The organism is Bradyrhizobium sp. (assembly GCF_049519115.1).
Taxonomy (GTDB): domain Bacteria; phylum Pseudomonadota; class Alphaproteobacteria; order Rhizobiales; family Xanthobacteraceae; genus Bradyrhizobium.
Genome location: NZ_JBEKRB010000108.1, coordinates 1 through 10,435, shown reverse-complemented (window position 1 = coordinate 10,435; position 10,435 = coordinate 1). Strand labels below are relative to the sequence as shown.

Sequence of the window (10,435 nt, the reverse complement as noted above, 5' to 3'; positions counted from 1 at the left end):
CGATCGGCTGGGCTTGCCCCGTCTCTCATGACCTCAACCTCTCGAACCGCCCGGTGCGGACCCGCATGCCGGGTGGTGTGGCAGGGGAGCGACCCAAAAGGTCGCCCCCTATGCCGATCCCGACGCCTTGCAAGCCTGGCTTGACATTCGCTCCCATACCCGCCGCCGTCGAACGGTTCATCCTGAATTGGGGCGACATGGGCGACGAGTGGGGTGTCAATCGCTCGGTAAGCCAGATTCACGGATTGCTGTATCTGTCGGAAGTTCCGATGACAGCCGAGGACATCGCCGATACCTTAGGCATGGCCCGCTCCAACGTTTCCAATTCTATCAAGGAACTAATGGCGTGGAACCTGATCCGGCGCGTACCGATCCTCGGTGACCGGCGCGATCATTTCGAAGCTGAAACCGATATTTGGGAAGTGGCGGCCCGGATCGCCGCCGGCCGCAAGGAACGCGAGATTGATCCCGCGGTCGATGCGCTTCGCGCCTGCGTGGTGGATGCCGCCGACGATCCGACAATGAGCCCGGTCGCGAGCAAGCGGCTGAAGGAAATGCTCGCTTTCACCGAACTGGTCGATCGCGGTACGTGCAGATGTTGAACGTGCCGCGGCCACGGCTGATCGCCCTGATCAAGCTCGGCGAAAAGATCATCAATTTCCTGCCGGGGAAAGCCAAATAGGACGGCGGGTGAGCGGAGTGTGCCATGACCTCAGCAAGGATCGGATTTCCTTCATCGGTCGCCCCTCACACCAAATTGCTCGACGATCACCGCTTTCACGCCCTGCTGCCGCCGGAAGACTGGGGCCGCTTACCGGTCGCAATCTGGCGGCGGTTTTCCAAACGCCTCACCGACGGCGCGACGATCGTCTATGTCGGCGAAGTCGAGGAGGCGAGCTTCACCCGGGCAGGGTGGTGGATCGCGCAGGCCGCCCGTCTGGTCGGGGGACCGCTGCCGATCGTTTCTGAAACGGCTGTATCCACCATCGTCACCGTGACCGAGGACAGGACTGGCGGTGGCCAGATCTGGTCCCGCATCTACCCGCGTCGCAACGGTTTCCCGCAGGTTATTCATTCCATGAAGAGCTTTAGCGGCCCGACGGGTCTTCAAGAATATGTCGGGTTTGGCATCACCTTGGCGTTGCGAATTTCGGTCGCCGACGGCGCGCTGGTGTTCAAAAGCGCAGGCTATGCCTTGCAGTTGGGACCTTTGCGCGTACCGCTGCCGGACTGGCTGACGCCCGGCGACCTGACCGTCATTCATTCCGACCTCGGCGGAAATGCTTTCCGCTTCACCCTTGATATCGTCCATCCGTATTTCGGACGGTTGTTGCGCCAGTCGGCCGTGTTTAGGGAGAGTGCATCATGACGTCATTACTGCTCTGGATCTTGATCGGCATCCAGATCGCGATGGGAGCATTCGACACGTTCTATCACCACGAAATGACCGAGCGGTTGGCGTGGCGGCCCTCGCAGCGTCACGAACTCCAGCTTCACGGCGTGCGAAACATCCTCTACGCCCTGCTGTTGCTTACGCTGGGCTGGCTTGAAGTTCACGGCATCTGGGCCATCGTTGTGATCGCGGTTCTCATCGCCGAGGTCGTCATCACGTTGATGGATTTCGTTGAGGAAGACCTCAGCCGGAAACTTCCCGCAAGCGAGCGTGTCAACCATACGCTCCTGGCCTTGAACTATGGCGCGATCCTCGTGCTGCTGGTGCCGATTTTAATCGAATGGGCCGGTCGCTCGAGCGAGGTCCAATGGGTGTCTTACGGCCACTGGAGCATCCTTGCGGCCGTATCCGCGACACCGTCGCGCTTTTTGGGTTGCGGGACCTTGCCGCGGCCAAACGCCTTGCGAGGCTGAGCGAGATCGCCGCCGACGGGCTCGTCGGAGTTTTGAGCGGAAGGCAGACGATTTTGGTGACGGGCGCGACCGGTTTCATCGGCAGCCGTCTGGTTTTGAGCCTGACGAAGGCCGGCCATCAGGTCATTGCGCTGGTGCGCAATCCCGCCAAAGCGGAGGCGTTGTATCCGCCGATCACGTTGATCACCAGCCTCGATCAATTGTCCGCCGACATGACCATTGATGCGATCGTCAACCTCGCGGGCGAGCCGATCAGCAATGGATTGTGGACCGAGGGCAAGCGGCGGAAAATCGTCGAGTCGCGCGTCAACATGACCGACGACGTCGTCCGTTTGATCGGCCGGCTGGAGCGGCGGCCCGCCGTGCTGGTCAATGGATCGGCGATCGGGTGGTATGGCCTTTGGCAGGATCAGGTGCTGACGGAATCGGCGAAATCCCATGTCTGCTTCAGCCACGAGCTTTGCGACGCCTGGGAAACCGCAGCCAACCGCGCGACGGAATACGGCGTCAGGGTCATATGTCTTCGGATCGGTCTGGTGGTCGGAACCGAAGGCGGCCTTCTCACGCGGCTGCTCACACCGTTCGAGTTTGGTCTTGGCGGCCCGATGGGATCGGGTAACCAATGGATGTCCTGGATCGAGCGTGACGATCTCATTCGATTGATCGCGCACGCGATCGCAAAGCCCGATATTTCGGGCCCGATCAATGCAACGGCGCCGATCCCCGTCACCAACGGGACGTTCACCGAAGAACTCGGCCGGCGGCTTCGACGACCGGCGGTATTTCGAATTCCATCGAGCTTGCTTCGTGGGTTGGCCGGCGATTTGGCGAACGAGCTTTTGCTCGGAGGACAACGCGTGATCCCCCAACAAGGCTCTGAGCAGCGGCTTCGTATTTCGACATGAAACCCTGCGAAGCGCGTTGGGTGCAATTCTGTGATGGAGGTGCGCGATGGCTCTCGGCAATGATTATGCGCGGCCCGTAGTGGGCTCGCTCGCCGGATGTATCGCAGCCACGATCGCGATCTACTCCTATGGTGGGCAAAGCGCTTTGAGCCAATTTCTTTTATCGGCTGGTTTCCTGCCGCAGCCATCGAGATTTAGTCTGCTGTTTGTTGTGGCAGGATTCGCGGCGGGATCGGCTTATTGGTTGGTCGCCGGAAAATATGCCGGGGCCGATTGTCCTGCATCGAGCGCATCAACCTGACGGTTTTACCCGTTCGCAACGGCGCTGCGGAACGCGGCCGACGCGGCGCAGAGCTGCTCTTAAATTAAAGGCCCGCACTTAAATCTAGATCGCCTCGGGCAGGCGCTGCTGTTGCGAGCCAAACACTTCCTCGAACGCTTGCCGGAGCGCGATATCGACATCCGCGGATGTCGCAGTGAGGCCGAGATCGGCCAAGCTCGTGACGCCATAGCGCGGGTCGGTGACGCCGCAAGGGACGATGCCGGAAAAATGGGTCAGGTCGGGATCGACGTTGATCGAGATGCCGTGAAACGACACCCAGCGCCGCAACCGCACGCCGATGGCGGCGATCTTGTCCTCGAAGCCGTTGCCTTTGTCCGGCCGGGCCACCCAGACGCCAACGCGGTCCTCACGCCGTTCCCCCCGGACATTGAAGGCCGCGAGCGTCCGGATGATCCATTGCTCGAGGCCCGCGACATAGGCCCGGACGTCCGGCCGGCGCCGCTTCAAATCGAGCATTACGTAAGCCACGCGCTGGCCCGGGCCATGATAGGTGAGTTGCCCGCCGCGTCCGCTGTCAAAGACTGGAAAACGAGGGTCGAGCAGGTCGGCCGTCTTGCCGCTGGTGCCGGAGGTGTACAGGGAAGGGTGCGCCAGCAGCCAGACCAGCTCGGGCGCGTGCCCTGCGGCGATATCGGCCACCCGCGCTTCCATCACTTCCATGGCTTGCGGGTAGGGAATCGCCTGGTCCGAGATCAGCCATTCGACCGCGGTGGCGTCGGGAGCACGCGAGAACGCTGATAAATCGAGGTTTTGGCGGTCATTAACCATCGGCTAACCATAACGTGGTGATCTCTGGATACGCAATTTTGCATTCGTCTGTGCGGTAGCTTATCCGGTGCCAACTCTCGATAAAGTCAGCGTCGATCTCATGGTGGTTCTGGGAACCACGACGATGCCAATTCATCAAGTCATGCGCCTCAGCCGGGGCGCCATCATCGAACTCGACGCCACCGAGGCGGACGAAGTGAAGATCCTCGCCAACACCTTGCCGGTCGCTTCCGGCGTCGTGCTGGTCGATCGCAACCGGATCGCAGTCGAAGTCAAGCAAATGCTGCCGAAGGCCATCGGTACACGCTGAAGGTGTTGCCCGGCAAATCTCTGAATCCCTGCATGGGTGGCCTTGTACCACCATTGCCGATTTGTTACATCGGCGCCGTCGATGCGCTCTCGCGTCGGCATTGTGCCTTCTTTTAGCGCTCGTGGCGGAATTGGTAGACGCGCTGCCTTGAGGTGGCAGTGAGTAACATCGTGGGGGTTCGAGTCCCTCCGAGCGCACCACCCCCACACTTGGCGCTGAAATCTCAGGGTTTTTTCCGCCGGTTACTCTCAAAAGTTACTATTCTGTTCTGGTCGATCGGCATCGCCGGATCGGCGATGTTCTCCATCTGATCATAGGCCTGGATCTTCTCCATCCCGTTGATCGCAAGCTTGTCGAGACTCGCTTTGGCGATGTAGAGCGCCGGCATCTTGTGATCGCGCCAGCCGAACATCGCCATCGCTCGGGCACAACCGAGCGGCGCGCAACCGATATCAAGCCGCAAGGGCGCGGCATGACATGCGCACGTGGCAGGTCGAGCGCCGCAAGCGCACGCGGCATCTGATCGAACTCGGCGGCCTCGTCGTCAAGTCTCGTGTGGTCGACTTGACCGGCGATGATCGCGCCATCATCCTCGGCGCGCTGCTCTGGATGGCAGACAAGCTCAAAAGCAATCAAGGCGAACAGGCGCGAGCGCTCTGGGCCGCAAAGGGAAAGGAGGCATTCTCTTTGGAACGGGTGACAGATGCGCCCACCATCTCGCAGGAAACGCCGCAGGATCGGGCATGACCGATGGCGGGCGGCGCGGAGACTCCAAATATCGCAGTGCTGCCCGCCCATCCTGCGGCTTGGTGCCAACCGGTCGCCGGTCGGTTGTAGCCAGCGATTTCGGCGGTCTGGCGCTATGGCTAGAGGTCAATTACATAGCTGCAGAATGGCCAACTCTGAGATCCAAGCCTTCGTCCAAAGTCACCGGCGGCTGTTTCTCTTGACGCAAAATGTGGACCGGCTGCACCAGGCTGCCGGGAGTAGGGACGTGATCGACCTCCACGGCCGGCTGGACTTTGTATGGTCTGCTCGACCGAACGCCGGCGCGCCGATTTTCAAGACGAACTTATCCGGTTGAACGCCGCTTGGGCCGGACTCGAGGCCGCGGTACGGCCTGACGGCGATGCTGATCTGGACCAGTCCGACTTTTCGGGCTTTACGGTGCCGCTGTGCGCTTCCTGTGGTGGCGTCAATGTCGTGTTTTTTTGGTAAAAGTGTCCTGCGCGCTCATGTCGACGCAGCCCTAGCGCACCTGGATCGCGCGGACGCCATGCTTGTCGTTGGTTCGTCATTGATGGTCTATTCGGGATTCCGTTTTGCCCAAGCTGCAGCACAGCTGCGCATCCCGATCGCCGCCGTAAACCTCGGGCGCACGCGCGCCGACGATCTGTTGACGTTAAAAGTGGAAGAGCGTTGCGAGGCGGCGCTGTCGTTCTTGCTGTGAAGCACACCTGATGGTTCAGTTCGCCAACGACAGGGTTTTTCTTTCCTTATCAGTTCGCGAACTGATAAGGAAATGGCAGAAACCTTGTCAGTTACCGAGACAGCGGCGGGCAATTGCCAAATAACATGACAAGATCGAGACTGTTTGCGGCTGGGTAGCTTTTGTGTATTTTCCTGACAGTTCGCAATCGGACGCCGAGAACTGCGGCGACTGGTGGCATTTCCTCGATTCCGTGTGGCTGGACGACACGAGGTTGACGTCAAACGGGATTTGGACCCGGTCGTGGCTCGGTGGCAACTTATCGAGCTATTCCGCCTAATCTGCTTTACGTGTGGGTTAAGAATCAGCCTGCTGAAGATCCGTCGAGCTTGCCCCTGTTGATCGATACTGACATCGCCGACGTAGTCATCTTCGATTGAAGGCAGCGATCAAGGTTTGCTCGCAAATGGAGTCAATTTGCGACTGATAAGGAAATTAGCAAAACGGAGTCAGTTTGCTAACTGATAAGGATTTCGTGCGCCGTTATCGGAAGGTCCGCTTTGCTCCGTGAAAGCAGCCGTCAGGTCCAGAAAGCCCAGAGCTTTCGGCTGGGGCAGAATCACTTTTTGCCGATTCTCGCGATTGTGTATCTACCGTACGTAACTCCAGCGGAACTGGAGAAGTTAGCGCCACAGCGCAACTAAAAGACGACCAGCTGAAACACGGGTACCAGGTGGTTGGGGGCAGTTGCAGCATAGGCAGCGCCGCTCCAGCTTACCCCGTTCCCGTTGAATTTGGACTAGATCGCGAACTCGCCTATTTCTGCGTCTTTCATTCGGACAGGGCAAATTTCCGGGTTACTGCCACCGTTGTTGGCTGTCGAGCCTCCGAGCGCTAGTTCGAATACACGAAAGCAGCCCGTGAGGGCTTGGCAAAAAAGAAAAGGCCCGTCATTAGCGACGGGTGCCGAGTCCGAAACCGCCAAGAGGCGGCGTCACAACGTTAGGCCGATTCCCTCGCTGAACGATCCGCCCCAATTCACAGATGGCGGCCAAAAGCGATGCGCCGATCGGGGCGCGGAGGGAAGCAGCTAAGTGTTGCGGCCCGGAATGGACTGACAATGCTGCTAGTCGATGTTGTGGAACAATCTGCATCCTCTCGGACTTTGGAAAACATCCGGTTTAGGCAAGCCCGTGAAACAGCTCGGCACGATCTTCATATTGTTGATGGCAGGCATGCCAATGCTTTTGTCTGCCCGCGATATAGGGCAATGGGTCTCCGTCGATCCATCGATTTCGAAATGGTACAAGTCGCTTATGATGCCTGATAATCCAACGATTTCGTGCTGCGGTGGCGTTGACGCTTACTTTGCAGACGCGTTCGAATCCGATGGGGATCGATATGTCGCGATCATCACGGACACGCGCGATGACGGGCCTCTCGGGCGGCATCATGTCGAGCCGGGTACTCGAATCCTTGTGCCAAACACAAAATTGAAAGTGGACAGTGGCAACCCAACGGGCCACGGCATCATCTTCTTGAGCTCGAGCGATACCGTGTTCTGTTACGTGGCGCCCGGGGGCACCTGACGAAACATGCGAAAGCGAACAAGGCGAGGATCGCAACCAGGCTCTGTGACCACTTTTGCGACGGCAACTAAAGCTTGAGGATGATCTTATGCGCCGCAAACTCGGCAGCCGGTTCAGATAAGTAGTCGCTCGGGGTTATGATGCTCGTCACAGTCCGGCCTCGAACAACTCCAGAGGGCCGAATAGGGGTTATGGCCGCGCGCCAAAGACCGGGTTTGCGCTCGTAAGTAACAATTGAAAATTGAGTTATGCTAGCCACGTTGGCTCCCAATATCCTGAACCAACTCTTCCTGCTCGCTCACTTCTTCACCTTGAGCCCAGCCTCACGCACCAGCCGCTCTGCTCTTAGGCGTTTGTGGCTCGCCTGGAACTCAGGCTCGGCTTGACTCTCCGATATCGTCTGCCTCGACGCCAACGGACCGAGGGCGCTTCGATCGGCTTGGTTCGCGACGTGTTGCTCGGCGGATCGTTTCGGTTTGATCATTTGCTTTTTACCTTCAGCCCTCGGGAGGGCTTTGGTGCCCAAATCAGATGGGCGCCTGTAGCGCCGCTAGCCCCGCGGGCGTGAGTTTGATCTCGGATCTTTGGCCACCGCCCCGCCGTTCGATCCAGCCATAATTGGTCAGCTGGCGAAGCGTGCCCGCGGTCGCGGCAACGGGTAGCTTGGCCACGATATTCCAGTCGCACAATCTTAGATACTGCATCACTTGCCGCTGGCTCGCCTGGACCCTTCGGTCCGTATTTTCGATGATCATTTCTTCGCCCTCAGCCCGAGCTCGATAAGTCGGCGGATGGCCTCGGAACGACTAGCTTCGTGTCGCATTGGCGGGGAAGACCCGTCTCGCCATCCATCTCCATACTAAACTAAACGAAGAGGGGCCTGGCGATGTCCGTAAGTGATATTTCCGTAAATGTGAGCAGTATTGACCTGCGAGCGGAGTGCGCTGCAGCGTAAACAGTAACTCAAGGCCCAGCATCGGATCACTGAAAGCAAAACATAACGCTTTGAGGATGCGATTGCATTTAACAATCAAAAGGAAAAAGACATGACTGCCGTTCAAGACAAGATGAAGGCCATCACGACTGCTCACGTCGATTACGTAAAGTCGTCCTTCGAGGCGAACAAAGCCTACATGGAAAAAATCGCCACGATCAAGGCACCTGACCAAGCGATGCAGATCACAACCGATCACATGAAAGCGGCTTATGAGACGTTTGTCGCCGAGGCGACCAAGATCGGCGATATGTACAAGGACTTTTTTAAATCAGCATTTGAGCCAATGACTGTTGGAACGCCAAAGCTCGCGGTATCCAATTAATCTCGCCCATACCTCTATTATCAACGTTCGGTTCTGTGATTGTCTTTGGTTCAAGCTGGCGATCGAGCGCTGCTTGTTGTGGCTGCGTGAATCCGGAAACCTCAAGTGCGGAGAACTTGTGTTTCTAGCACCGAGTTCGTGTTTATGACCGCCGTCATTTTTTTCGGCGAAATGCTTATTGCACCTCTCCTGGCAATGTTCCTGCTGGCGATTTCGCCACTCAAAATGACTTCCGCCTTTGAGGTTTTCATCGCGGCCGTCGTAGTATGGACCTTTGCCGAATATGTTTTTCACCGGTTTGTATTTCATAAGCTGATGGCCAGAGAGCATCGGTTACACCACGCCACCCCCGATGATCCGGTCCGCAAAATTCTATGGCAAATTTGGGTTTGTTTCGTGCTGGTCTATTTGATTGCCGGCGGAGTTTTCCTTGCGGGCGCGCTTCTCGGCTACGCCTGGTATCTCTTCGTGCATCACTTGGCGCATCACGGTCCGGACAATCTGCCCGTGTCACTGCTAGCACATCATCAAAGCCATCATAGATTTGCGTCCCGCAACTACGGCGTCAGCACAACGCTTTGGGATCATATCTTCAGGACCATGCTGCGCTGACGGCTGCTTGATGGCCGCGCCGATGGCAACGGCAGCTGCTTTCAGTTTGATCCGGGTCGGCGCGCGTTCAAAGAGGTCAGGTTTAGGCGAGGTCTTTATCCAGCAGCATCTCGCATCATGACCTTCAGCATTTCAGCGAGTACGCTCGCAATGGCGCTGCTGCCGCGCTCACGGCCGATCAAGTTCAGCGCCTGCGCATCATGGGCGAGTTCCCGGACCGTCACATAGACGAGCCGCCCCGCACGGCGCTCGAATTCGATATCGAACGGCGTGAGGAACGTGATGCCGTTATTCAGCATCGCAGCATGGCGCATGATCTCGATCGCATTGGTCTCGATGACCGGTTGCAGGTCGATGGCCGCGCGGGTGAAGGCGGCGTTGAGATAGGGCCTGATCGCGCTGCTGCTGTCGGCGATGACAAGCGGATAGTCGATGCAGTCGGAAGGCGGATACTGCTGCGCTTGGCCAGCGGATGGTTCGGCGCCATCACCGCCCCGAGCCGGCCGACCGCGCGGGCCAGCACCTTTAGATTGCCGTCCTTGGTGAAGTCGAAGCCGATCCCGAGGTCGGCCTCGCCGTTGGCGACGGCGGACTGGATTTCCTCACCAGTGTTGAACAGCGTCAGGCTAAGCTTGACCCGCGGATTGGCAACTCGAAACTCTTTCACCGTACTGGGGACAAGGTTCGAGGCCAGCCCCGCGCCAAGCTGTCCATCGGGTTGGGGGCCTTTGACCGGAGGATAATGAAGCAGGCGTAGAGTAGCGATGGGTTTGTCCAGGCTCGCCTCAAAGAAGTCGCGGTCAAGTCCGAGGTCAAGTACGAACCCGCGATGCAGATCGCACCCCAGTCGCCAGACGCGATTGAAATAGTCGAGCATAGTGTCACGAAAGCCCGGCAGATCCGGCCACAGGTTCGCAGACCGGAACGGCGCGCGGGCGAGCAATTCGGGATCGTCGGCGGCGAGTTCGAGGCCGATGTTGAAAGCTTCCTTGACGTCGGCAGGTTTGTCCGGATCAAGGCTCTCGCCGCCAAGCCGGATGTAACCGCGGTTTCCGCTGGCGCGGCTAAACGAGGCCGCCTCACGCACCGGCGCAGGCGCCGAAAACAAGGCAGCCGAATCTTCGAACACTTAAGGAAGCGGGGACGCCGTGTCCGGTGATGTAGAAGAAGCCGACCTCGCGGCAAGCATGTCCAAGGGCATTCGCAACGGCATGCGCTTCCTTGGAGGAGCCGTTTAGCAGCGGGGCGACGTCAATCAAGGGAATGGAGTTCATGGATACTTCCTCACTTCGTA

The 10,435-nt window shown here is 58.5% G+C and carries 11 protein-coding genes, 1 tRNA gene and 4 pseudogenes; 11 read left to right on the top strand and 5 right to left on the bottom strand.

What is annotated here, in order from left to right:
* The first annotated feature begins 110 nt into the window (after positions 1-110).
* The 4 genes and pseudogenes from ABSE61_RS34825 (at position 111) to ABSE61_RS34810 (ending at position 3,072) form a co-directional block, all read left to right on the top strand.
* Positions 111-682, top strand: a pseudogene (locus tag ABSE61_RS34825) (GbsR/MarR family transcriptional regulator).
* A 24-nt stretch (positions 683-706) separates the two neighbouring features.
* Positions 707-1,369 carry a DUF4166 domain-containing protein gene (locus ABSE61_RS34820; protein WP_423875715.1) on the top strand — a complete coding sequence of 221 codons (663 nt, stop codon included), beginning with the start codon at positions 707-709 and terminating at the stop codon, positions 1,367-1,369.
* Positions 1,366-2,805, top strand: a pseudogene (locus ABSE61_RS34815) (TIGR01777 family oxidoreductase). The gene ABSE61_RS34820 and the pseudogene ABSE61_RS34815 overlap by 4 nt, the downstream one beginning before the upstream one ends.
* Before the next feature lie 12 nt (positions 2,806-2,817).
* The gene (locus ABSE61_RS34810) at positions 2,818-3,072 is read left to right on the top strand and encodes a hypothetical protein (RefSeq protein ID WP_423875714.1); all 255 of its coding nucleotides are present in this window, start codon (positions 2,818-2,820) and stop codon (positions 3,070-3,072) included.
* An 84-nt stretch (positions 3,073-3,156) separates the two neighbouring features.
* Here the strand turns inward: ABSE61_RS34810 and lipB are convergent, their stop codons facing one another.
* Complete coding sequence (lipB, locus tag ABSE61_RS34805) at positions 3,157-3,882, bottom strand: lipoyl(octanoyl) transferase LipB (RefSeq protein ID WP_423875713.1); 726 nt, start codon at positions 3,880-3,882, stop codon at positions 3,157-3,159.
* A gap of 67 nt (positions 3,883-3,949) precedes the next feature.
* On the opposite strand from lipB, the gene ABSE61_RS34800 reads away from it, so the two are divergent.
* Complete coding sequence (locus ABSE61_RS34800) at positions 3,950-4,192, top strand: FliM/FliN family flagellar motor switch protein (RefSeq protein ID WP_423875712.1); 243 nt, start codon at positions 3,950-3,952, stop codon at positions 4,190-4,192.
* Positions 4,193-4,307: 115 nt separating this feature from the next.
* Positions 4,308-4,392: transfer RNA gene (locus tag ABSE61_RS34795), tRNA-Leu, on the top strand.
* Positions 4,393-4,415: 23 nt separating this feature from the next.
* Here the strand turns inward: ABSE61_RS34795 and ABSE61_RS34790 are convergent.
* Positions 4,416-4,604, bottom strand: a complete 189-nt coding sequence (locus tag ABSE61_RS34790; RefSeq protein WP_423875711.1) for a hypothetical protein — start codon at positions 4,602-4,604, stop codon at positions 4,416-4,418.
* Between the two features lie 65 nt (positions 4,605-4,669).
* On the opposite strand from ABSE61_RS34790, the gene ABSE61_RS34785 reads away from it, so the two are divergent.
* The 3 genes and pseudogenes from ABSE61_RS34785 (at position 4,670) to ABSE61_RS34775 (ending at position 7,210) form a co-directional block, all read left to right on the top strand.
* Positions 4,670-4,939 (top strand): conjugal transfer protein TraD, encoded by a 270-nt coding sequence (locus tag ABSE61_RS34785; protein WP_423875710.1) that lies wholly within the window; start codon positions 4,670-4,672, stop codon positions 4,937-4,939.
* Positions 4,940-5,009: 70 nt separating this feature from the next.
* Positions 5,010-5,642, top strand: a pseudogene (locus ABSE61_RS34780) (Sir2 family NAD-dependent protein deacetylase); the annotation flags it as partial.
* 1,172 nt (positions 5,643-6,814) lie between these two features.
* The gene (locus ABSE61_RS34775; protein WP_423875709.1) at positions 6,815-7,210 is read left to right on the top strand and encodes a hypothetical protein; all 396 of its coding nucleotides are present in this window, start codon (positions 6,815-6,817) and stop codon (positions 7,208-7,210) included.
* A 527-nt stretch (positions 7,211-7,737) separates the two neighbouring features.
* Here the strand turns inward: ABSE61_RS34775 and ABSE61_RS34770 are convergent.
* The gene (locus ABSE61_RS34770) at positions 7,738-7,965 is read right to left on the bottom strand and encodes a hypothetical protein (RefSeq protein WP_423875708.1); all 228 of its coding nucleotides are present in this window, start codon (positions 7,963-7,965) and stop codon (positions 7,738-7,740) included.
* A gap of 291 nt (positions 7,966-8,256) precedes the next feature.
* Between ABSE61_RS34770 and ABSE61_RS34765 the strand changes: the two genes are divergently transcribed.
* Both ABSE61_RS34765 and ABSE61_RS34760 read left to right on the top strand, forming a co-directional pair.
* On the top strand, positions 8,257-8,529 hold the full coding sequence (locus ABSE61_RS34765) for a phasin family protein (RefSeq protein ID WP_423875707.1): 273 nt from the start codon (positions 8,257-8,259) through the stop codon (positions 8,527-8,529).
* A 144-nt stretch (positions 8,530-8,673) separates the two neighbouring features.
* Positions 8,674-9,141, top strand: coding sequence for a sterol desaturase family protein (locus ABSE61_RS34760; protein ID WP_423875706.1), 468 nt, complete (start codon positions 8,674-8,676; stop codon positions 9,139-9,141).
* A 95-nt stretch (positions 9,142-9,236) separates the two neighbouring features.
* Here ABSE61_RS34760 and ABSE61_RS34755 read toward each other — a convergent pair.
* Positions 9,237-10,228: pseudogene (locus ABSE61_RS34755) on the bottom strand (LysR substrate-binding domain-containing protein).
* Positions 10,221-10,435 (bottom strand): 2-oxoglutarate and iron-dependent oxygenase domain-containing protein (locus ABSE61_RS34750; RefSeq protein WP_423875705.1); only part of this gene is annotated, 215 nt, incomplete at its 5' end. The pseudogene ABSE61_RS34755 and the gene ABSE61_RS34750, both read right to left, overlap by 8 nt.

Coding starts and splice junctions, on each gene's coding strand:
- ABSE61_RS34820 (WP_423875715.1), top strand. CDS start 707: ATGACCTCAGCAAGGATCGGATTTCCTTCATCGGTCGCCCCTCACACC.
- ABSE61_RS34810 (WP_423875714.1), top strand. CDS start 2,818: ATGGCTCTCGGCAATGATTATGCGCGGCCCGTAGTGGGCTCGCTCGCC.
- lipB (WP_423875713.1), bottom strand. CDS start 3,882: ATGGTTAATGACCGCCAAAACCTCGATTTATCAGCGTTCTCGCGTGCT.
- ABSE61_RS34790 (WP_423875711.1), bottom strand. CDS start 4,604: ATGTTCGGCTGGCGCGATCACAAGATGCCGGCGCTCTACATCGCCAAA.
- ABSE61_RS34785 (WP_423875710.1), top strand. CDS start 4,670: ATGCGCACGTGGCAGGTCGAGCGCCGCAAGCGCACGCGGCATCTGATC.
- ABSE61_RS34770 (WP_423875708.1), bottom strand. CDS start 7,965: ATGATCATCGAAAATACGGACCGAAGGGTCCAGGCGAGCCAGCGGCAA.
- ABSE61_RS34765 (WP_423875707.1), top strand. CDS start 8,257: ATGACTGCCGTTCAAGACAAGATGAAGGCCATCACGACTGCTCACGTC.
- ABSE61_RS34760 (WP_423875706.1), top strand. CDS start 8,674: ATGACCGCCGTCATTTTTTTCGGCGAAATGCTTATTGCACCTCTCCTG.